Origin of the sequence: [Actinomadura] parvosata subsp. kistnae, from assembly GCF_900323885.1 — a bacterium.
Lineage (GTDB): Bacteria > Actinomycetota > Actinomycetes > Streptosporangiales > Streptosporangiaceae > Nonomuraea > Nonomuraea composti.
This window is the reverse complement of sequence record NZ_OOHJ01000018.1, coordinates 1,016,488-1,036,314: the sequence shown is the minus strand read 5'-3', so window position 1 is coordinate 1,036,314 and position 19,827 is coordinate 1,016,488. Positions and strand designations below refer to the sequence as shown.

General features: G+C 72.3%; 20 protein-coding genes. 15 read left to right on the top strand and 5 right to left on the bottom strand.

All coding sequences use genetic code 11. The annotated features are described in order from the left end of the window. Positions 1–167: 167 nt before the first annotated feature. Together KIS93_RS24810 and KIS93_RS24805 are read right to left on the bottom strand one after the other, a co-directional pair. Entirely contained in the window at positions 168–1,283 is a 1,116-nt protein-coding gene (locus KIS93_RS24810; protein ID WP_080045407.1) for a steroid 3-ketoacyl-CoA thiolase, read from the bottom strand. A 42-nt stretch (positions 1,284–1,325) separates the two neighbouring features. Further along, a complete protein-coding gene (locus KIS93_RS24805) occupies positions 1,326–2,318 on the bottom strand; it encodes a sigma-70 family RNA polymerase sigma factor (protein WP_080045408.1) in 993 nt (330 codons plus the stop codon). Positions 2,319–2,422: 104 nt separating this feature from the next. Between KIS93_RS24805 and KIS93_RS24800 the strand changes: the two genes are divergently transcribed. From KIS93_RS24800 to KIS93_RS24790, 3 genes are read left to right on the top strand one after another with little or no spacing between them, the layout of a single operon-like run. Further along, on the top strand, positions 2,423–2,761 hold the full coding sequence (locus KIS93_RS24800; protein WP_080045409.1) for an ArsR/SmtB family transcription factor: 339 nt from the start codon (positions 2,423–2,425) through the stop codon (positions 2,759–2,761). After that, positions 2,758–3,234: an SRPBCC domain-containing protein gene (locus KIS93_RS24795; RefSeq protein ID WP_080045410.1), complete on the top strand. Its 477-nt coding sequence runs from the start codon at positions 2,758–2,760 to the stop codon at positions 3,232–3,234. The genes KIS93_RS24800 and KIS93_RS24795 overlap by 4 nt, the downstream gene beginning before the upstream one ends. Continuing rightward, positions 3,231–3,857, top strand: coding sequence for a dihydrofolate reductase family protein (locus KIS93_RS24790; RefSeq protein ID WP_080045411.1), 627 nt, complete (start codon positions 3,231–3,233; stop codon positions 3,855–3,857). The genes KIS93_RS24795 and KIS93_RS24790 overlap by 4 nt, the downstream gene beginning before the upstream one ends. Before the next feature lie 187 nt (positions 3,858–4,044). Here KIS93_RS24790 and KIS93_RS24785 read toward each other — a convergent pair whose 3' ends face one another. Then, the gene (locus tag KIS93_RS24785) at positions 4,045–4,701 is read right to left on the bottom strand and encodes a TetR family transcriptional regulator (RefSeq protein ID WP_080045412.1); all 657 of its coding nucleotides are present in this window, start codon (positions 4,699–4,701) and stop codon (positions 4,045–4,047) included. Positions 4,702–4,912: 211 nt separating this feature from the next. On the opposite strand from KIS93_RS24785, the gene KIS93_RS24780 reads away from it, so the two are divergent. The 7 genes from KIS93_RS24780 to sigJ all read left to right on the top strand — a co-directional run bounded on the left by KIS93_RS24780 (position 4,913) and on the right by sigJ (position 12,290). After that, positions 4,913–6,547, top strand: coding sequence for an AMP-binding protein (locus tag KIS93_RS24780; RefSeq protein WP_080045413.1), 1,635 nt, complete (start codon positions 4,913–4,915; stop codon positions 6,545–6,547). Beyond that, entirely contained in the window at positions 6,547–7,665 is a 1,119-nt protein-coding gene (locus KIS93_RS24775; RefSeq protein ID WP_080045414.1) for an acyl-CoA dehydrogenase family protein, read from the top strand. The genes KIS93_RS24780 and KIS93_RS24775 overlap by 1 nt, the downstream gene beginning before the upstream one ends. Next, a complete protein-coding gene (locus KIS93_RS24770; RefSeq protein WP_080045415.1) occupies positions 7,665–8,819 on the top strand; it encodes an acyl-CoA dehydrogenase family protein in 1,155 nt (384 codons plus the stop codon). The genes KIS93_RS24775 and KIS93_RS24770 overlap by 1 nt, the downstream gene beginning before the upstream one ends. Before the next feature lie 38 nt (positions 8,820–8,857). Continuing rightward, positions 8,858–9,748, top strand: a complete 891-nt coding sequence (locus KIS93_RS24765) for a bifunctional MaoC family dehydratase N-terminal/OB-fold nucleic acid binding domain-containing protein (protein WP_080047525.1) — start codon at positions 8,858–8,860, stop codon at positions 9,746–9,748. Next, complete coding sequence (locus KIS93_RS24760) at positions 9,745–10,122, top strand: MaoC family dehydratase (RefSeq protein ID WP_080047524.1); 378 nt, start codon at positions 9,745–9,747, stop codon at positions 10,120–10,122. The genes KIS93_RS24765 and KIS93_RS24760 overlap by 4 nt, the downstream gene beginning before the upstream one ends. Next, positions 10,119–11,279, top strand: coding sequence for a lipid-transfer protein (locus KIS93_RS24755; protein ID WP_080045416.1), 1,161 nt, complete (start codon positions 10,119–10,121; stop codon positions 11,277–11,279). The genes KIS93_RS24760 and KIS93_RS24755 overlap by 4 nt, the downstream gene beginning before the upstream one ends. Before the next feature lie 123 nt (positions 11,280–11,402). Then, a complete protein-coding gene (gene sigJ / locus KIS93_RS24750) occupies positions 11,403–12,290 on the top strand; it encodes an RNA polymerase sigma factor SigJ (RefSeq protein ID WP_080045417.1) in 888 nt (295 codons plus the stop codon). Between the two features lie 40 nt (positions 12,291–12,330). On the opposite strand, the gene KIS93_RS24745 is transcribed toward sigJ, so the two are convergent. After that, complete coding sequence (locus KIS93_RS24745; protein WP_080045418.1) at positions 12,331–13,974, bottom strand: RNA polymerase sigma factor; 1,644 nt, start codon at positions 13,972–13,974, stop codon at positions 12,331–12,333. A gap of 290 nt (positions 13,975–14,264) precedes the next feature. Between KIS93_RS24745 and KIS93_RS24740 the strand changes: the two genes are divergently transcribed. Genes KIS93_RS24740 through KIS93_RS24720 form a run of 5 tightly spaced genes read left to right on the top strand, consistent with a single transcriptional unit; the run spans position 14,265 to position 18,186 of the window. Further along, positions 14,265–15,323: an ABC transporter ATP-binding protein gene (locus tag KIS93_RS24740; RefSeq protein ID WP_080045419.1), complete on the top strand. Its 1,059-nt coding sequence runs from the start codon at positions 14,265–14,267 to the stop codon at positions 15,321–15,323. Then, a complete protein-coding gene (locus tag KIS93_RS24735) occupies positions 15,316–15,996 on the top strand; it encodes an ABC transporter permease (RefSeq protein WP_080045420.1) in 681 nt (226 codons plus the stop codon). The genes KIS93_RS24740 and KIS93_RS24735 overlap by 8 nt, the downstream gene beginning before the upstream one ends. Next, positions 15,993–16,685: an ABC transporter permease gene (locus KIS93_RS24730; protein WP_080045421.1), complete on the top strand. Its 693-nt coding sequence runs from the start codon at positions 15,993–15,995 to the stop codon at positions 16,683–16,685. The genes KIS93_RS24735 and KIS93_RS24730 overlap by 4 nt, the downstream gene beginning before the upstream one ends. Before the next feature lie 39 nt (positions 16,686–16,724). After that, positions 16,725–17,657 carry an ABC transporter substrate-binding protein gene (locus KIS93_RS24725; protein WP_080045422.1) on the top strand — a complete coding sequence of 311 codons (933 nt, stop codon included), beginning with the start codon at positions 16,725–16,727 and terminating at the stop codon, positions 17,655–17,657. Between the two features lie 43 nt (positions 17,658–17,700). After that, positions 17,701–18,186, top strand: a complete 486-nt coding sequence (locus KIS93_RS24720; RefSeq protein ID WP_155129145.1) for a flavin reductase family protein — start codon at positions 17,701–17,703, stop codon at positions 18,184–18,186. A 41-nt stretch (positions 18,187–18,227) separates the two neighbouring features. Here the strand turns inward: KIS93_RS24720 and KIS93_RS24715 are convergent, their stop codons facing one another. Next, a complete protein-coding gene (locus KIS93_RS24715) occupies positions 18,228–19,685 on the bottom strand; it encodes a sialidase family protein (RefSeq protein WP_080045423.1) in 1,458 nt (485 codons plus the stop codon). Positions 19,686–19,827 lie beyond the last annotated feature (142 nt).

The following is a 19,827-nucleotide window of genomic DNA, read 5'->3' as shown; positions in this document are numbered from 1 at the left end:
GGGTCAGCGGGGGTCAGGTCTTCTGTGGCAGCCGGTGGAGGCTGGTTGGATTCAGCGGGTGGAGGCCGGGGCTGCTGTGGCAGCCGGTGGAAGTCGCGGGTCGGCGGGGTCGGGACTTCTGTGGCGGCCGGTGGAGGTCGTGGGGCGGCGGGGCCCTCTCTAGCGGGTCAGCTGATGCGTTCGAGGATGGTGGCCGTGGCCAGGGCGCCGCCCGCGCACATCGTGACCAGCGCCGTCGTCGAGTCCGACCGTTCCAGCTCGTGCAGCGCCGACGTGATCAGCCGTGCCCCCGTGGCCCCCACGGGATGGCCGAGGGCGATGGCGCCGCCGTTGACGTTCACCCGGTCGAGGTCGGGCTCGTGCACGCTCGCCCACGACAGCACCACCGACGCGAACGCCTCGTTCACCTCGAACCGGTCGATGTCGCCGATCGTCATCCCGGCCCTGTCCAGGACGCGCGCCGTCGCCTCCACGGGCCCGTCCAGGTGGTAGTACGGCTCCGCCCCCACGAGCGCCTGCGCCAGGATCCGGGCTCTGGGGCGCAGGCCGTGCCGCCGCGCCGCCGCCTCGCTCGTCACCAGCACGGCCGCGGCCCCGTCGGAGATCTGCGAGGAGGTGCCGGCCGTGTGCAGGCCGCCTTCGACCACCGGTTTCAGCCCGGCCAGCTTTTCCACGGTGGTCTCGCGCAGGCCCTGGTCCCTGCGGACGTCGCCGACGGGCACGATCTCCCGTTCGAAGCGCCCGTCCGCCCACGCCTTGCCGGCCCGCTGCTGCGAGCGCGCCCCGAACCAGTCGAGCCGCTCGCGGGTGAGCCCGCGCCGCCGCGCGATGCGCTCGGCGGCGGTGAACTGGTCGGGCAGGTCGATGCTCCAGTCGTCCGGCCGGGGACGGGCGGGACGCACGTTGCTGCCCAGCGGCGCCCGGCTCATCACCTCGACCCCGCACCCGACGCCGACCTCGATCACGCCCGCGCCGATCATCGCCGCGGCGAGGTGCACCGCCTGCTGGCTGGAGCCGCACTGGGCGTCGACGGTGGTGACCCCGGCCTGGTAGGGCAGCCCGGCATACAGCCACGAGTAGCGGCCGACGTGGCCGCCCTGCTCGCCGGCCTGTGTCACGCAGCCGGCGAACACCTGCTCCACGGCGGCCGGATCGAGGCCCGACCGCTCGACGAGCCCGTTCAGAGCCGCGGCCAGAACCTGTTGCGGTTTGAGCTCCGACAACCACCCCGCCCGCTTGCCGATGGGCGTGCGGACGGCTTCGACGATGACCGGTGTGCCCATGGCCGCCTCCAGAACGACGCTCTGGCGCGACTGTAACGCGTTCTACTTTGTTTCGGAACCCTCCCACTTCGACGGCAGCCCGAACGTCGCGAACAGCGACTCCTCGAAGAACATGCCGACGTGGCTGATGCGATCGCCCGAGAACGTCAGCACCGCGATCGCGAACTGCTCGTAGACGTCGTCGCGCCGGTAGTAGAGAGCGAAGGCCGGCTGGCCGTTGGCCGCGACGGGCACCAGCTTGAGATCGCCCGCCTTCTCCGCCGGGCACTGCGTGCGGGTGAGCTCGGCGATCGTCTCCGGCCCTTGGTACCAGCCCACGAACGGCGGCATCTCCCAGACCGCGTCCTTCGTGAACAGGTCGACCAGGCTGTCGACGTCGTAGTTCTCGAACGCGGCCACGTAGCGGTCGAGCAGGGCCCGCTGCTCCTGCGTCAGCGGCTCCACCGGGTCGTCGAGGCTCGGCGAGACCTCGCTGAGCTGCGCCCTGGCCCGCTGCAGGATGCTGTTGACCGCCGCCGTGGAGGTGCCGACGGCCTCGGCCACCTCGGCGGCCTTCCACTTGAGCACGTCGCGCAGGATCAGCACCGCCCGCTGCCGGGGCGGCAGGTGCTGCAGCGCCGCGATCAGCGCGAGCCGGATGCTCTCGCGGGAGGTCACGATCGAGGCGGGGTCGTCGTCGCCGCCGACGCCGGCCAGCGCGTCGGGCACCGGCTCCAGCCACAGCACCTCGTTGTCCTGCACCAGGGGCGCGGTGGCCTCCTGGCTCGGCGCGCCGAGGCCGGTCGGGAGCGGGCGCCTGGAGCGGCTGTCGAGCGCGGTCAGGCAGGTGGTGGTGGCGATGCGGTAGAGCCAGGTGCGCAGGGAGGAGCGCCCCTCGAAGTTCTCATAGCCGCGCCACGCGCGTAGGTACGTCTCCTGCACGAGGTCCTCGGCTTCGTGCACCGAACCCATCATGCGGTAGCAGTGCGCCAGCAGCTCACGCCGCATCGGATCAGCCAGCCGGAGGAAGTCCTCGTTCGTCGGCTTGTCGGTCATACCCCCTGTATAGCCTCCGGCACCGACAGAACGGGGAATGCTTCGACAGACGCCGAACACTTAGCCCTTGCGCTAACCATTACGATCCCCTCATACTTAGCCGCATGGCACAGTATTCGGCGGAGCTGGACGGCGTGTTCGTCGCCCTGGCCGACCCGACACGGCGCGCCGTGGTCCGTCGCCTCGGCCGCGGGCCCGTGAGCGTCGGCGACCTCGCCCGCGAGTTCCCGATGACGCTCCCCTCGTTCATGAAACACGTGCGGATGCTCGAGACGAACGGGCTCATCCGCACGGCCAAGTCCGGCCGGGTGCGCACCTGCGTGCTCAACCGCGACCGCCTCGCCCTCATCGACGGCTGGCTCGCGGAGCAGCGCCGGATCTGGGAGGAGCGCACCGACCGCCTCGAACAGTTCGTCACCGGCCCCGAGGAGGGCAATCCATGAACCCCGATCTCGACCTCACCCTGCAGCGGATCATCCGCGCCCCGCGCGCCGCCGTCTGGCACGCCTGGACCGATCCGGCCAAGCTCGCCCAGTGGTGGCTGCCGGCCCCCGCCCGCTGCCAGGTGGACCGGCTCGACCCCAGGCCGGGAGGGGCGTTCGTCACCCGGATGGGCGACGCGGACGGCGCGTTCGTCCCGCACCTCGACGCGTGCTTCCTCGTCGTGGACGAGCTCGAACGCATCGTCTTCACCAACGCGCTCACCAGCACCTGGCGCCCGGCCACCCCGGCCCCCGTCGCCATGACCGCGACGATCACCCTGACCGACCACCCCGACGGCACGGACTATCGGGTCCTCGTCCAGCACGGCGACCCCGAATCCCGCGCCCACCACGAGAAGCTCGGCTTCGCCGACGGCTGGGGCCTGGTCACCGCCCAGCTCGCCGCCGTCGCCGAAGACCTGGCCGCGCGATGAGGCTCACGCTCACCGAGTTCGTCACGCTCGACGGCGTCAGCCAGGGGCCCGGCTCTCCCGACGAGGACACCAGCGGCGGCTTCACCCACGGCGGCTGGCTCGTGCCCCACTTCGACGAGACGTTCGTCCGGCGCACCTCCGGCTGGCTGGACCTCGCCGACGGGCTGCTGCTCGGACGGCGCACGTACGAGGCGTTCGCCCGCGACTGGCCCAAGATCACCGACCCGGCGGATCCGTATGCCGGGCGGATGAACGCGCTGCCCAAGTACGTCGTCTCGAACACCCTCACCGAAGGCGCCTGGCACCCCACCACCGTCGTCGGCGGCGACCCGGTCCAGGCGGTCGCCGGGCTCAAGGCGCGCCCCGGGCGGGAGCTGCAGATCCACGGCAGCGGCCGGCTCGGCGACACGCTCCTCGCCGCCGGCCTGGTCGACGTGCTCCGCCTCGTGATCGCGCCCACCGTGCTGCGGGCCGGCCGGCGCCTCCTGTCGGGGGCGGGCGGCACGTCCGGGCTGCGCCTCGTGCGGCACGAGGCGACGCCGAGCGGGCTGGTGCTTCTCGAGTACGAGGCGGCGGGGCGGGCCTCCCAGGGACGGTACGAGGGCGTCACCGCCTTCGTCTGAGTCCTTCGCCCAGGAGTCTTCGCCCGGTGGCCGGGTCGTTGCTCGGCCACGCGGACGGCCCACTGGGGCGGCGTAACGGCGGCTCGCCACTGACGGGGTCAGCGGGCGTGTTCCTGGAAGGTCCGCGCCGAAGTGCGGCGGGTGGCGGTGGGGGCGGCTTCGCCGTACGGGATGGGGTGGGTTCGGCTCACGAGGGGAGGTCGGCGAGCAGGCGGGCGGCGGCGGTCTCGATGCGGCGCTGGATCTGGTCGTACGTGCGGCGCCCGCGCAGCATCTCCAGCAGCTCCTGCACCCACACGCTGGACAGCGACCCCGCGAGGTCGATCTGCTCCTCGGTGGCCTCCTCCAGCGTCAGCCCGTCGGCGGAGACGCGCAGCAGCAGGCCCGTCATGCGGTCGCCGAACGGGGTCTGGACCTCGGCCAGGATCAGCGACCTGATCAGCGCGTCGGCCAGCTCCGGCTCGCGCATGAGCCCCCGCGTGGCGCGCATGAGCACGTCGACGGCGCGGCTGGCCGGGGTTGCGGCCCCGGGCGGGCGGCGCTCGATGCTGCTTTCCAGCAGGTCGATCTCCTCGCCGACGACGGCCACGACGAGGTCCATCTTGGAGGGGAAGTAGCGGTAGAGGGTGCCGAGCGCCACGCCGGCGCGCTCGGCCACCGTGCGCATCTGCATGGCCTCGACGCCGCCGCGTGAGGCGAGCGCGGCGGCGGCCTGGACGATGCGCTTGCGGCGTTGGTGCTGGCTGCGCGTACGGACGCTGTGCCCGCCCGGCGCGGGGTGGCTCTCCACGGCTGCCTCGGTCTCGCTCGGGGGCGCGGTGATTGCGGGCTGCGGGGTACGCATAAGAACACGTTATCTGATTTCTCGATAACGCGGCTTGTTACTCGCGGGTCACAAACGAGGCGTATTGGCCCATGTCTCCGGCGTTACGCGGATATATCGGAGTTTATCTCTCTGGCTGGATACTGGACAGCTATTAGAATCTGTTCTAGTTTGCGATTCGGCTTACCTAGCGCTTGCTGGACGAGCTTGCCTAGCGCCTGCTGGAGGAGCGATGACCGCCGACACGCTCGCCTCCCTGCTGCTCGCCCGGGCCGAGGACGACCGGCCCGGGGTCGTCTTCGAGGGCAGGGTGTGGTCGTGGCGCCGGCACGTCGCGGACTGCCTCGCCGCCGGAGCCCGGCTGTCCGCGCGCGGAGCCGGGACGCACGTCGGGGTGCTCGGCGAGAACGTTCCCGAGCTGGTCTGCCTGATCGGCGGCGCGGCGCTGGCCGGGCACGTGGTCGTGGCGCTGAACCCGACGCGGTCGGTGGACGAGCTCATCCGCGACGCCCGCGCGACCGATGTCGACCTGGTCCTGGCCGGCGAACCCTACGTCGGGACGGGGCGGGCGGTGTCGGAGTCGCTGGACGTGCCGGCCCTGCCCCTCGCCCCGCAATCGGACGGTCCCGCGCCCAAGGCGGACGGTCCCGCGCCCGAAGCCTCTCGTGCGGGGGAGGCGGCGGCGGGGGACCTCGTGATGTTGATCTTCACGTCCGGGACCTCCGGCCGTCCCAGAGCCGTGCGGATCACGCAGCGGAAGCTCGCCGTGCCCGGGACGAGCCTGGCCGCGCTGCTCACCCCCGAGGACGCCGTCTACTGCTCGATGCCGCTGTTCCACTCCGGCGCGCTCATGGCCGCCTACGCGCCCGCCGTCGCGTCCGGGGCGGCGCTGGTGCTGCGGCGGCGCTTCTCGGCCTCCGGGGTGCTGCCCGACATCAGGCGATACGGCTGTACGTACCTGCACTACGTCGGCAAGGCGCTCTCCTACGTCCTCGCCACCCCCGAGCAACCCGACGACGCCGACAACCCGCTCAAAATCGCCTTCGGGAACGAGGGGAGCGCGGTGGCGGTCAGGAGGTTCGGGGAGCGGTTCGGCTGCCTGGTCATCGACGCCTTCGGCTCCACCGAGACCGCGATCTCGCTCATCCCCGACCCCGCCGGGCCGCCGGGCTGCCTCGGCCGCCTGCCCGAGGGCGTGCGGATCCTCGACCCGTTCACCACCCGGCCCTGCCCGCCCGCCCGCATCGAGGACGGCCGCCTGCTCAACCCCGACGAGGCCATCGGGGAGCTGGTCAACACGGCCGGGCTCGGCCTGTTCGAGGGCTACTACAACGACCCCGGCGCCGACGCCGAGCGGGTCAGGGACGGGGCGTTCTGGTCCGGCGACCTCGCCTACATGGACGCCGACGGCTACGTCTTCTTCGCCGGCCGGGGCACCGAGCGGCTGCGCGTCGACGGCGAGAACCTGGCGGTCGCGCCGATCGAGGCGGCGCTGCGGGAGTTCGGCGGCGTGGTGGAGGCGGCGGTCTATCCCGTGCCCGACCCGGCGGCCGGTGACCAGGTCATGGCCGCCCTCGTCATGAACGGCGCCGCCGGCTTCGATCCGGGTGCGTTCGCCGCGTTCCTGGCCTCGCGGCGGGATCTCGGCGTCAAGTCCATGCCCCGCTTCGTCCGCGTCTGTCGGGAGTTGCCGCAGACGGCCTCGCACAAGGTCGTCAAGCGGCGGCTCGCCCGGGACGCCTGGCGCACCCCCGACCCGGTCTGGGTGCGCGGGCCCGACGGGTTCAGGCCGCTCACCGAGGCGGACGTGAAGGGGATCGAGGAGGAGTTCGTACGGCACGGCAGGCAACACCTCTTGGAGACGTAGTGGATTTCAACCTGGACGAAACCCAGCAGGATCTGAAGAAGCTGGCCGCCGACGTCCTCGCCAAGGACGGCGACGAGGAGCGGCTGTGGCAGGCCGGGCTGATGGGCGTGTGCGTGCCCGAGGAGGCGGGCGGGGCCGGGCTCGGGCCGGTGGAGATGGCCGTCGTGCTGCGCGAGGTGGGCGCGCGGGCGGCCATGGTGCCCGCGCTGCCGACCCTGGCCTCGACGCTCCTCCTGGCCCGCCACGGCACCCCCGACCAGCAACGCACCGGCCGCCTCACCCTCGCCCTGCGCGAGCCGGCCCGCGCCCTTGCCGACCCGCCCACGACCACCGCCCGCCAGGTCACGGTTGAACCCGGGGCCGCGGCGTCGGGTGACGCGGGCGCGGCCGGGGCGAGTGCTGCGGGGCAGGGTGGCGCCGGGCCGAGTGCCGGAGGGGTGGGTGCCGGGCCGGTCGCGGCGGAGGCACGAGGTGCCGGCGCGGGGGCCGAAGGCGAAGCCGGGTGGAGGGTGAGCGGGCGGAAGGTGGGGGTGCCGTATCCCGGAGGGGCGGTGCTGGTGACCGCCGATAACGGCCTGTTCCTCATGGAGGAGCCGGTGACGGCGGCCGAGTTCACCTCCACGGGCGAGCCGGCCGCCACGGTCGTGCTGGACGGCACCCCGGCGGAGCGGGTCGCGGGGCCGGAGGCGGTGGCGGACGCGCGGCGGATCTTCATGGCGGCCGTGGCCGCGCAGGCGAGCGGCGTGCTGGCGGGCGCGCTGGAGCTGACGACCGCCTACATCAAGCAGCGCCGGCAGTTCGGGCGGGCGCTGGCCGAGTTCCAGGCGGTGACGATGCAGATCGCCGACGTCTACATCGCCGCCAGGGCCCTGGACGTGGCCATGTGGTCGGCGGTGTGGCGGCTGGGCGAGGGGTTGCCGGCGGAGGAGGACCTGGCGCTGGCGGCGTACCACGTCAGTGGGGCGTTCAGGGCGCTCTACACCTGCCAGCACCTGCACGGTGGCCTCGGCCTCGACGTCACCTACCCGCTGCATCGCTACTTCGCCCAGGCCAGGCACCTGTCCTTGCTGCTCGGCGGCGCCGACGCCCAGCTCGACGTGATCGGAGCGCTCGTCTGATGTTCATCGACCTGACCCCCGAGCAGCGCAGGCTCCGTGACGAGTTGCGCGAGTACTTCCAGGGCTGCCTCACCGCCGAGGACCGCGCCAAGATCGCCGAGGATCCGTTCGGCGAGGCGTACATGGCGCACTGCCGCCGCCTCGGGCGGGACGGCAAGCTGGGCCTCGGCTGGCCCAAGGAGTACGGCGGCAGCGGCTACGGCCCCCTGGAGCAGCAGATCTTCGCCAACGAGATCGCCCGCGCGGGCGTGCCGTACCCGATCATCACCGTGCAGACGGTGGGGCCGACGCTCATGCAGTACGGGACGGAGCGGCAGAAGGAGCACTTCCTGCCGCGCATCCTCGCGGGCGAGTGCCATTTCGCGATCGGCTACAGCGAGCCGGAGGCGGGCACGGACCTGGCCTCGCTGAGGACGACGGCGGTGCTCGACGGCGACCACTACGTCGTCAACGGCCAGAAGATCTTCACCAGCGGCGCCCACTACGCGCAGTACATCTGGCTGGCCGCCCGCACGAACCCCACCGCGAAGAAGCACAAGGGCATCACCATGATGATCGCCTCCACGGACGATCCGGGCTTCTCGTGGACGCCGATCGTGACCATGGACGGCCGCCACCACACCAACGCGACGTACTACTCGGACGTGCGCGTCCCGGTGGACATGGTGGTCGGCGAGGTGGACCGCGGCTGGGACCTGATCGTCAACCAGCTCAACCACGAGCGTGTCACGCTCGGCCCGGCGGGCAACCTCGGCCAGACGTACGACCGCTTCCGCGCCTGGGCGCGCCGCACCGGCGCGGACGCCGAGCCGGACGTGCGGCGGGCGCTGGCGGAGGTGTGGGCGGCGTTCCGGACGAACGAGCTGCTCAACTGGCAGGTGGCGGCCAACATGGACCTGGGTTGGCTGGGCGCGCCGGACGCGTCCGCGACGAAGATCTACGGCTCGGAGCGCATGCAGGAGATCGGCCGGATCGTCGGGGACGTGCTGGCCAGGTACGGCGACCCGTCGGACCCGGAGACGGCCGAGCTGCTCGAACGCCTCGACCACGGGGTGAAGGGCGCGGTGGTGCTGACGTTCGGCGGCGGGGTGAACGAGGTGCAGCGCGAGCTGATCGCCATGCTCGGCCTGAGCCTCCCGAGGCCGCCGCGATGACCGCCTCCGACAAGCGCGAGCCTGCCGAGGCCGCACCGATGACTGACGAGGAGCTGCACGAGCTGGCGGGCAAGCAGGCGGCGCTCGGGGAGGTGCGGGGCGCTCCGGCCGCCGACCCCGTGAACGTCCCGATGATCAGGCACTGGCTGACCGCCATGGGCGACGAGAACCCGCGCTACCTGGAGGAGGGCCTGGCCCCGCCCGCCATGGCCCAGGTGTGGACGATGCCGGGCCTGCGCCGCGGCGCGAAGGACCGCTCGCCGGTGGACGACATGATGGCCGCGCTCGACGGCAGCGGCTACACGGGCGTGGTGGCGACGAACTGCGAGCAGACCTACCACCGTTACGTCCGGGTAGGGGAGCGGCTGACCCCGGCGACGAGGTTCGCGGGCCTGGCGGGGCCGAAGCGGACGGCTCTGGGCGTCGGCTACTTCGCGACGTGGAACATCACCTGGTACACCGACGACGACGAGCCGGTCGCCGAGATGATGTTCCGGGTACTGAAGTTCCGCCCGCCGAAGGCGAAGGCGATGGAGCCGTATCCGCTCCAGCCCGCCGTCAACCAGGACACGGCGTTCTTCTGGGAGGGCGTGAACCGGGGCGAGCTGCGCGTCCAGGCGTGCGCCGACTGCGGCGAGCTGCGCCATCCGCCCGGCCCGCTGTGCCCGCGTTGCCGCTCCTCGGAGCGTACGTACCGGGTGGCCGACGGCACGGGGACGCTGTTCAGCTACGTCGTGCACCACCATCCGCCCGTGCCGGGCCGGGAGACGCCGTTCGTGGTGGGGGTGGTGGAGCTGCCGGAGGGCGTGCGGATCGTGGGCAACGTCGTGGACTGCCCCGTCGAGGAAGTGAGGATCGGAATGCCGTTGCGGGTGACCTACCGCCGGATGGACGACCGGCTCGTCCTGCCCATGTGGACGCGGCCATGATCGGGGCCGCGCTGCCGGAGCTGTCGATCGACCTGACGCCCACGATGGTCGTCTCCACGGCCCTGGCGACCATGGACTACACGCCGGTGCACCACGACACGGCGCTGGCCCGCGCCCAGGGCTCCAAGGACATCTTCCTGAACATCCTGACCACGATGGGCCTGGTCGAGCGCTACGTGACCGACTGGGCGGGCCCCCGGGCCGTGATCAGGAGCATCGACGTCAAGCTGGGCGTGCCCGCGTACGCGGGCGACCGCCTGACGTTCAGCGGCACGGTCGTGGCGGGCGCGGGCGAGCGGCTGACGGTCGAGGTGCGCGGCCGGGTGAGCCTGGGCGAGCACGCCACGGGCACGGTCACCTTGGAGACGCAGTGACGACGACCGCCATCGCCGGCATCGGCGCCACCGAGTTCAGCAAGCAGTCGGGACGCTCGGAGCTGCGGCTCGCCGCCGAGGCGGTGCTGGCGGCCCTGGACGACGCGGGCCTGTCGCCGGCCGACGTGGACGGCCTGGTCACCTACAGCCAGGACGCCAACCAGGAGATCGCCGTCGCGAGGGAGACGGGCATCGGCGAGCTGACGTTCTTCTCCCGCGTCGAGTACGGCGGCGGCGCGGCCTGCGGCACCGTCGCCCACGCGGCCATGGCGGTGGCCACGGGCGCGGCCCGCACGGTGGTCTGCTACCGGGCGTTCAACGAGCGCTCGGGCCGCCGGTTCGGCCGCCCGAACGCGGGCCTGGCCGGGCAGCCGGGCTCGCAGGGGCTGGAGATGAGCTGGCACGTGCCGTTCGGGCTGATGACGCCGGCGGCGTGGGTGGCCATGTTCGCGCGCCGCTACATGCACGTCCACAACGCGACCTCGGAGGATTTCGGGCGGGTGGCGGTGGCCATGCGCAGGCACGCGGCCACGAACCCGGCCGCCTGGTTCCACGGCCGCCCGATCACGCTGGAGGAGCACCAGGCGTCCCGGTGGATCGTGGAGCCGCTGCACCTGCTCGACTGCTGCCAGGAGAGCGACGGGGCGGTGGCGCTGGTCGTCACCTCCACCGAACGGGCCCGCGACCTGCGCCGCTCCCCGGCCGTGATCACGGCGGCGGCCCAGGGGGCGGGGGCCGGCCAGATGATGATGACGAGCTACTACCGGGATGACATGACCGGCCTGCCGGAGATGTCGGTCGTCGGCCGGCGTCTCTGGGAGATCTCCGGCCTATCTCCCGCCGACATCCAGACGGCGATCCTGTACGACCATTTCACGCCGTTCGTCCTGACCCAGCTGGAGGAGCTCGGCTTCTGCGGGCGGGGCGAGGCGCCCGGGTTCCTCGCCGACGGCGGCATCGAGCTGGACGGCCGCCTCCCGGTCAACCCGCACGGCGGGCAGCTCGGGGAGGCGTACATCCACGGCATGAACGGCATCGCGGAGGCCGTCCGCCAGATCAGGGGCACGGCGGTCAACCAGCTCCCCGACGTCACGAACGTCCTGGTGACGGCCGGGACGGGCGTCCCGACCAGCGGCCTCATCCTGTCATCCGGCTGAGGCGGCCGGCCCATCCGTGCCTCCATCGCCCACTCCAGAGAGGGGGCCCGGGGCCGGCCATGTCACGCCGGCCCGCTTTCATGGGTCACAGCAATGACGCGGGCCCGAGAAGGAATGTGACACATGGACGACCACGACTATCTGACCGGCCTCTTCGAGGCGCAACGCGGTCAGCTCAGAGCCGTCGCGTACCGGATGCTCGGCTCGCTCAGCGAGGCCGACGACGCCGTGCAGGAGGCGTGGATCAGGCTCAACCGCACCGACACCGCCGACGTGCGGAACATGGGCGGCTGGCTCACCACGGTCGTGGCCCGCATCTGCCTGAACATGCTGCGCTCCCGCGAGCACCGCCGCGAGGACCCGCTGGAGGAGCGCCTGCCCGACCCGGTGGTGAGCCCGGCGGACGGCGTCGATCCCGAGCAGGAGGCGCTGCTGGCGGACTCTGTGGGGCTGGCGCTGCTCGTCGTGCTGCAGACCCTGGAGCCGACAGAGCGGCTGGCGTTCGTGCTGCACGACATGTTCGCGGTGCCGTTCGAGGAGATCGCCTCGATCATCGACCGCACGCCGGCCGCCACCCGGCAGCTCGCCAGCCGCGCCCGCCGCCGCGTGCGCGGCGCGGCGCCCGAGCCCGACCCGGACGTGTCGCGGCAGCGGGAGGTGGTGCAGGCGTTCATGGCGGCCGCCCGCGAGGGCGACTTCGACACGCTGGTGTCGCTGCTGCACCCCGACGTCGTGCTGCGCACCGACATGGGGCCCACGGTGGCCAGGGGCTGGAACGAGCTGCGCGGCGCGCTCACGGTCGGGCAGCAGGCGCTCATGTTCCGGCGGATGGCGCCGTTCGCGCACCCCGTGCTGGTCAACGGCGTCGCGGGGGCGCTCAACGTCGTGGACGGCAAGACGGTCGCCGTCGGAGCGTTCACGATCGCGGACGGCAGGATCGTCTCGATCGACATCCTCGCCGACCCCGCCCGCGTGGCCGGGCTCGACCCGGCCGCCCTCATCGGCGCGTGAAGAAACGGGGTGGCGGGCCGGCCCGCCACCCCGATGATCGTCACGGGCCGACGATGACCGGCATGGAGAAGAACACGATCATCGCGATGGCCACGCACAGCAGGAACCCGACGAGCTCCCACACCCAGTCGTGGTGGCGGTCCTTGCGGCGGCGCACCTTCTTGGGGCGGGCGCTGTCGGGGCGCCGCTTGGGGGCGGGCCTGGCCCGCACGGGACGCGGCTCCAGGACGGAGGCGCCCGGCCGGCCCGGCTTCCCGTCACCCTGACGGGGCCGGTCGAGGGGCTTCTCCAGCGGCTTGACGAGCGGCTTCTCCAGCGGCCGTGCGGGCGAACCCGCCTCGTCCTGCTCGGACGGGCCGGGCAGCCGGTAGACCGGCTCGCCGGCGGGCCTGGAGGACGCACGCTTGCTGCGGGGCTTGAACAGCGGGGCCGCCGGTCCGCGTACGGGCTCCTCGGCGCGGGACGCCTGACGGCGCGGCGCGGGCGCCGACGGCGGCCGGCGGAACTCCTCGGGCGCGGCCGGGGGCCGGCGGAACTCCTCCGGCGTCGGCTGCGGCTCCGGCGACGGCGGCCGGCGGTCGGCGGGCGCGCGCCGGGGCGGCGGCAGCGGCCGGGAGGGGCCGTCGTGGAGGAGCACGTCGCCGGTCATGTACGGGTCGGGCGCGTCCTTGGGCAGGATCACGTCACCGGTGGCGAACGGCTCGGCGGCCGTGGGGTCGGGGGCGGCCATGAAGAACGGGCGCTCCTGCCCCGCCTTCCGGGACGAGGACGCCCCGGCCACCCACTTGTCGCCGGCGGACGGCACCCCGGGCTCGCCCAGGGGCCCCCTGAGCGTCCGCGCCGACCCGAGCGGATCCCGCAGCGGCGGGCCGGGGTCGAGGACGTCTCTAGGCGGCGACAGCGGGTCGCGCAGCTTGGGCATGGGAGCCGTGGTCGCCTCGTGCACGGGGGTGTGCGCCGGCGACGGCGGCGTCAGCAGCTCGGCCGGGAAGATGACCGTGCTGGACGCCGGGTCCGCCTCCGCCAGCGGCTGGGGCCACACGGGCGGGCTCGGCCAGCGCGGCTTGGTGAACAGCGGGGCGGGCGCCGCCGTGCGGGAGCCCGCGAAGTGGATGCGCAGCGTGCCGGGCGGCTGCGGCCAGGGCAGGCGGCCGAGCACATCGGCCAGCGGCGCGATGGCGAGCGCGCCGTAGACGTCGGCCACGGGCTTGGGCACGCGGACGCCGGTCGAGGCCAGCGCGGCCCCCAGCGACTGCCTGAACCGGTGCCCGGCGCCCACCGCCAGCTCCTCGGCGGTGTCGGGCGCGACGTCGAGCACCCACGCCAGCTCCTGCTTGCTCAGCCCGCACACCGCGCACAGCACGAGCACTTCGCGCTGGTGCGGGCGCAGCTCGCGCAGGGTGCGCTCGACGAGCGCGGTGGCGGGGTCGATGAGCGGGTCGACGGCGGGCGGGGAGTACACGATGTCCCGCCGGTGGATCTCGCGGCGGGCGAAGGCGTAGAGCGCCGCGCGGGGCGGCGGGGTGGCGGGGACGCCGCCGAGCACGGCCACCAGGACGTCGGAGGCCGAGCCGAGGTCGCCGAGCTGGTCGGCGCAGTACGCGAACAGCCCGGCGGCATGGAGGTCGTAGAGCTCTGCGATCACTTCTGCGCGCCGGCGCTGATCGGTGAGCGACTGGGACACGGGCCGGTTCCTCTTGCTGGATGCGGACGCTGGGGGGTGAGTGCGCGTCAGGAGTTGTGAGCTGAAGCGTCAAGAATTGTGAGGGTTATCATGCCAACTCTTCGTGGTCCGGCGCACTACCAGATCCAGATTTCGTCGGAATCTCCCAGCTCAGGTGAAACGCTTCAGGAAAACCCGAGGGGACAGGCCGGTACGAGCCGCCGTAGTCTGTGGGTTCAGCAGATCATGCGGCGGTCGTGGCACGGGGGCTGCGGCACTGCCGCCGGAAGCCCCTGAGCGAGAGTTCGCGCGTGATCACATTCGAGTCTGTCACCAAACGCTATCCGGACGGCACGGTCGCGGTCGACCGCCTCACCCTGGAGGCGCCCACCGGCCGGATCACCGTGTTCGTCGGCCCGTCAGGCTGCGGGAAGACCACCTCCCTGCGCATGATCAACCGGATGATCGACGCGACGGAGGGCCGCATCCTCCTCGACGGCGTCCCGGTGCAGGGCATCGACCCGCCGACGCTGCGGCGCGGCATCGGGTACGTCATCCAGCAGGCCGGCCTGTTCCCGCACCGGAAGATCGTCGACAACATCGCCACCGTCCCCTACCTGCTGGGCTGGGACCGCAAGAAGGCCAGGGCCACGGCCATGGAGCTGCTGGAGCGCGTCGGCCTCGACCCGGCGCTGGCGGGCCGCTACCCGTTCCAGCTCTCGGGCGGCCAGCAGCAGCGCGTCGGCGTGGCCAGGGCGCTGGCCGCCGACCCGCCCGTGCTGCTCATGGACGAGCCGTTCAGCGCCGTCGACCCCATCGTCCGCACCAACCTCCAGGACGAGCTGCTGCGGCTGCAGAGCGAGCTGAACAAGACGATCGTGTTCGTCACCCACGACATCGACGAGGCCATCAAGCTGGGCGACCAGGTGGCGGTGCTGCAGGTGGGCGGCAGGCTGGCCCAGCTCGCCGACCCCAAGACGCTGCTGTCGGAGCCGGCCGACGACTTCGTCCGCGAGTTCCTGGGACAGGACCGGGGGATCAGGCGGCTGCGCTTCATCTCCACGGCGGGGCTGCGGCTGCGTACCGACCTGACCGTGGCGGAAGGTTTCGACGGCAGCTCGCCGGAGCGGTGGCTGCTGGTGGTCGACGGCGACGGCCGGCCGCTCGGCTGGCGCTCCAGCGACCGGCCTGAGGAGCTGGAGCCGTTCGGGACGTTCGTGCACGGCACCGACAGCATGCGCGCCGCGCTCGACGCGGCGCTGCTGTCGCCGTCCGGCTGCGCGGTGGCCGTGGACGAGCGGGGCAGGGCCGTCGGCGTGGCCACCCGGCAGGCACTGGACGAGGCGCTGGCGGAGGCGGCAGATGGGTGACGGTCCTCCCTCCATCTGGGAGTGGATCGGGCGCAACTGGGACACCGGCCGGGCCGACAGCATCAGGAACCTGCTCACCGACCACCTCACGATGTCGCTGGTGCCGATCGTGCTCGCGCTGGTCCTCGCGCTCCCGCTGGGCCTGGCCTCCGTGCGCTGGCGCTGGCTCTACCAGCCCACCACGGGGCTCATGAACGTCGTGTACGCGCTGCCGTCGCTGCCCGTCTTCATGCTGCTGATCTCGGTGACCGGGCTGTCGCAGACCACCGTGATCATCCCGCTCACCTTCTACGGCATGGCGGTGCTGATCCCGGCCGTGGTCGACGGGCTCAACTCGGTGCCGGACCACGTACGCCAGTCGGCCGTCGCGATGGGCTTCACTCCGCTGCGCCGCCTGCTCCAGGTCGAGCTGCCGATCGCGGTGCCCGTGGTGCTGGCCGGGATGCGCGTGGTCGCGGTCTCCAGCATCAGCCTGGTCAGCGTGGGGGCGCTGATCGGGCAGGGCGGGCTCGGGGGGCTGTTCACGCGGGCGTACCAGAACCCGTTCATGCCGCCGGTGATCGTCGGCATCGTGCTCATCGTGCTGCTCGCGCTGGTCGCCGACGGCCTGCTGGTGCTGGCCCAGCGGCTGCTCACCCCCTGGGTGCGGGCGCGGAAGGGGCAGGCGTCATGACGTGGCTGTCGTCGTTCGTGAGCTGGCTGGGCGAGTTCTTCGGCAGCGGCGAGAACTGGTCGGGGCCGGGCAGCATCCCGGTCCGCCTGCTGGAGCACCTGGAGTTCTCGGGGCTGGCGCTGCTGCTGGCGGTGCTGATCGCGGTGCCGCTGGGCCTGGCGATCGGGCACACGGGCCGGGGCGAGCTGCTGGTCGTCGTGTCCGCGAACCTGGCCAGGGCGCTGCCCACGCTGGGCCTGCTCGTGATGTTCGTGCTGCTGCTGGGCACGGCGTCGATCTGGCCGGTGATCATCCCGCTGGTGCTGCTGTCGGTGCCGCCGATCCTGGTCAACACGTTCGAGGGGATCAAGGGGGTCGATCCCGAGCTGCGCGACGCCGCGTACGGGATGGGGCTGCGCGGCCCGCAGGTGCTCGGGCGGGTGCTGGTGCCGGTGGCGCTGCCGCTGATCCTGCTCGGCTGCCGGTTGTCGGCCATCCAGGTGGTGGCCACCACCACGGTCGCCGCCTACACCGGGCTGGGCGGTCTCGGGCGTTATGTGATCGACGGTTTCGCGACGAAGGATTACGCGAGCGTCGTGGGGGGTTCAGTACTGATTGTGCTGTTCGCCCTTGTGGTGCAGGTCCTGTTCGCGCTCGCCCAGAGAGTGACGGTGTCGCCTGGGGTGAGCCAGCGGTTGAAGGTCCGATAGTCTCCTGTATTACCTCCCGCTTGGAAGGGGAAAAGCAAGATGAGACGCAAGTACGGCGTCGCCGGCGTGTTCCTGACGGCGATGCTCGCACTCGCCGCCTGCGGGGGCGGCGGCAGCACCGGGGGCAACCCGCTCGACACGACGAGCGCCGCCCCCAGCGGCTCGGCCTCGGCCTCCGGAGCCGGCGGCAAGGCCGTCGTCGGCTCCTTCGACTTCGACGAGAGCGTGCTGCTCGCCTCCATCTACGCCCAGGCGCTGGAGGCCAAGGGCGTGCAGGTGGAGGAGAAGCCGCGCATCGGCAGCCGCGAGGTCGTCTACGACCAGGTCAAGGGCGGCGGCCTGACGATCGTCCCCGAGTACAACGGCAACCTGCTCGCCTTCATCGACCCGAAGGCCACCGCCGCCACCACCGACGAGGTGAACGCGGCGCTCAAGGAGAAGCTGCCCGCCGAGCTCGAAGTGCTCGACTCCTCGCCCGCCGAGGACAAGGACAGCCTGTCGATCTCCAAGGACACCCAGACCAAGCAGTCGCTGAACACCATCGAAGACCTCGCCAAGGTCTCCAAGGACATGGTCGTCGGCGGCCCGCCCGAGTTCAAGAAGCGGTGGGAGGCGCGCTTCAAGGAGGTCTACGGCCTGGAGTTCAAGGAGTGGAAGCCGACCGGGCCCACCACCTCCGACGCCATCAAGGACGGCTCCATCCAGGTCGGCAACGTCTTCACCACCGACCCCAAGATGGCCGCCAACAACCTCGTCGCGCTCCAGGACCCCAAGAACATCTTCCCCGCCCAGAACGTGACGCCCCTCCTGAACAAGGCCGCCGCCAGCGACACCATCAGGACCACCCTGAACGGCATCTCGGCCAAGCTGACCACCGAGTCCCTGCTGAAGATGATGCAGCAGATCTCCGTCAACAAGGACGAGCCCGCGACCGTGGCCAAGGAATGGCTGACCACCAACGGCCTCGGATGACCCCCGCACCGCCACGGGCCCCCGGACGCCGGGGGCCCGCGCGGTGAGCGAGCTGTTCACGGAGGCGATGGCGCAGCTCGCCGCCGGGGTCGCGGTCGTGACGGTTCGAGACGGGCGCGACGACCTCGGCACCACCGTGTCGGCCCTCATGTCCGTCTCGCTGGAGCCGCCGCTGGTCCTGGTCAGCCTGGCCGCCCGGAGCTACCTGAACGAGGTCCTGCTCCGGCAGGACCGCTGGGCCGCCTCCCTGCTGTCGTCGGGCCAGGCCGCCGTCGCCAGCCGCTTCGCCACCGCCGGCCGGCCCAGCGCCCGCCTGCTGGTGGCCGGCACCCCGCACCACCGGGGCGAACGGACGGAAGCGCTCGTCATCGACGGCGGGGTGGCCGCGATCGAGGCCGAGACCACCCAGGTGGTGCCGGCCGGCGACCACACGCTCTTCATCGCCGCCGTCCTCGCCGTCGACTACGTCGACCCCGCCCAGGCCCCTCTGGTACGGCTGCGCGGCCGCTACCGCTCGACGTCCTCCTGACCCGGGCTCAGCCCGGGGAAGACGGCGCTGTGCAGGTCCACTCAGCCGGGGAAGACGGCGCTGTGCAGGTCCACCGGGTTCGCGGCGTCGGCGGTCGCGACCCCGTACACGGCGGTGAACGTGCTCCCCGCCGAGACCAGCCCCGTGTAGTCGCCGAGCAGCCGCCCGACGCTGGTCACCGGGACCTTCCGCGTGTCGAACGGCCCCTCGACGTGCCGCTCGCGCCACGACCCCGGCTTCGCGCAGTCGCCCGCGCACGTCACCGCCCACAGGTCGGTGGGCAGGGTGGCCGGGTCGGGCGTGTTGTTGCGGAAGTCGTAGTAGGTGATCGCCACGGTGCCCGTCCTGGACGCGGCCACGACCGGCACGGCGGCCGAGCCCGTGGGCGTCTTGTCCACGCGGATCGGGGCCGACCAGGTCTTCCCGCCGTCCGACGAGCGCGAGTAGGCGACGTGGAAGGTGCCGTCGGAGTCCTGGCTCGGCCAGACGGCGTTGACCACCCGCGTGCCCGGCTGGGCGGCCAGCAGCGGCAGGGCGGCGTTGCGGATCGGGTCACCCGAGTCGTCCGGGTCGGGGATGCGCGGGCCCACCGCGAGCGGGGCCGGGACGTTCAGCGTCGGCGCCGACCAGGTCGCGCCGCCGTCGGTCGAGCGGATCACCTGGGTCGAGCCCTCCGTGATCGTCTCGTGGTGCATGCCGATCAGCAGCGTCCCGTCCGGGAGCGCCACGAGCTGCGTGCCGATCACGCCGCTGTTCGTCGGCACGTCGTAGACCTTGCGCGTGGTCCAGGTGCGGCCGTCGTCCGTCGACTTCGCCAGGTAGACCGGCTGCACCCAGTTGGGCGTCGTGCTCGTCGACTGGTCGTCGATGCGGTCCCACACCGCGTAGAGCACGCCCGGCCGGTACGGGTCCGCGGTGACCGACGGGCGGTCGTTGAAGAAACGCACGTTGTCGTCGCGCTGCAGGGTGACCGGCGCCTCCCACGTCCGGCCGCCGTCACCCGAGCGGGACACCAGGATGGCGGTGACGTCGCCGGCGCGCGACATCGCCAGCGACGCGGCCACCGCCGTGCCCGACGGCGTGACCGTCACCCAGTGGTCCGTCGCGACGTCGTAGTCGCCGCCGTCGCAGCGGGAGAAGGCGGGCCGGTTCCCGGACTGCCGCCAGGTCAGGCCGCGGTCGTCCGACACGGCCACGCCCGTGCCGTTGCTGCCGTAACGGTTCCAGCGGTCCTGCTGGAAGACCGTGACGAGACGTTGCGGCCGGTACGGGTCCTGCGCCAGCGCGGGCAGGACCTCGGTGTTCGGGTTCAGGGTGTAGCCGTCGGCGGGCGGCGGGCCGCAGTCGGCGGGTAACGGGCTGACGCCCGAGACCTGCCGCACGATGGCGGCCCCCGCGGCTCCGGTGGCCGCGTCGTCGTCCGCCGTGGCGGGTTGGGCGAGGGCGCAGGCCAGCAGGACAGCAGCGGCCGGCAGAAGAGCCCTGGAGGGTCGGATCACGAGCCTTCCTCGTTCTCGTCGTGTCCATGAAGACGTCGCCGGACCTTCCCGAGGGGGTCCGGCGAACGACGGAGGAAGATTACCGGCCCAAGATCAGGTTTGTTCGCTTTATCCGCAAAGGCGATGTCTGACCTGGTCCTTC

What these genes read in the sequence shown, in the direction of transcription:
- KIS93_RS24810 (WP_080045407.1), bottom strand. Translation starts at nt 1,283, where the DNA reads ATGGGCACACCGGTCATCGTCGAAGCCGTCCGCACGCCCATCGGCAAG.
- KIS93_RS24805 (WP_080045408.1), bottom strand. Translation starts at nt 2,318, where the DNA reads ATGACCGACAAGCCGACGAACGAGGACTTCCTCCGGCTGGCTGATCCG.
- KIS93_RS24800 (WP_080045409.1), top strand. Translation starts at nt 2,423, where the DNA reads ATGGCACAGTATTCGGCGGAGCTGGACGGCGTGTTCGTCGCCCTGGCC.
- KIS93_RS24795 (WP_080045410.1), top strand. Translation starts at nt 2,758, where the DNA reads ATGAACCCCGATCTCGACCTCACCCTGCAGCGGATCATCCGCGCCCCG.
- KIS93_RS24790 (WP_080045411.1), top strand. Translation starts at nt 3,231, where the DNA reads ATGAGGCTCACGCTCACCGAGTTCGTCACGCTCGACGGCGTCAGCCAG.
- KIS93_RS24785 (WP_080045412.1), bottom strand. Translation starts at nt 4,701, where the DNA reads ATGCGTACCCCGCAGCCCGCAATCACCGCGCCCCCGAGCGAGACCGAG.
- KIS93_RS24780 (WP_080045413.1), top strand. Translation starts at nt 4,913, where the DNA reads ATGACCGCCGACACGCTCGCCTCCCTGCTGCTCGCCCGGGCCGAGGAC.
- KIS93_RS24770 (WP_080045415.1), top strand. Translation starts at nt 7,665, where the DNA reads ATGTTCATCGACCTGACCCCCGAGCAGCGCAGGCTCCGTGACGAGTTG.
- KIS93_RS24765 (WP_080047525.1), top strand. Translation starts at nt 8,858, where the DNA reads ATGACTGACGAGGAGCTGCACGAGCTGGCGGGCAAGCAGGCGGCGCTC.
- KIS93_RS24760 (WP_080047524.1), top strand. Translation starts at nt 9,745, where the DNA reads ATGATCGGGGCCGCGCTGCCGGAGCTGTCGATCGACCTGACGCCCACG.
- sigJ (WP_080045417.1), top strand. Translation starts at nt 11,403, where the DNA reads ATGGACGACCACGACTATCTGACCGGCCTCTTCGAGGCGCAACGCGGT.
- KIS93_RS24735 (WP_080045420.1), top strand. Translation starts at nt 15,316, where the DNA reads ATGGGTGACGGTCCTCCCTCCATCTGGGAGTGGATCGGGCGCAACTGG.
- KIS93_RS24730 (WP_080045421.1), top strand. Translation starts at nt 15,993, where the DNA reads ATGACGTGGCTGTCGTCGTTCGTGAGCTGGCTGGGCGAGTTCTTCGGC.
- KIS93_RS24725 (WP_080045422.1), top strand. Translation starts at nt 16,725, where the DNA reads ATGAGACGCAAGTACGGCGTCGCCGGCGTGTTCCTGACGGCGATGCTC.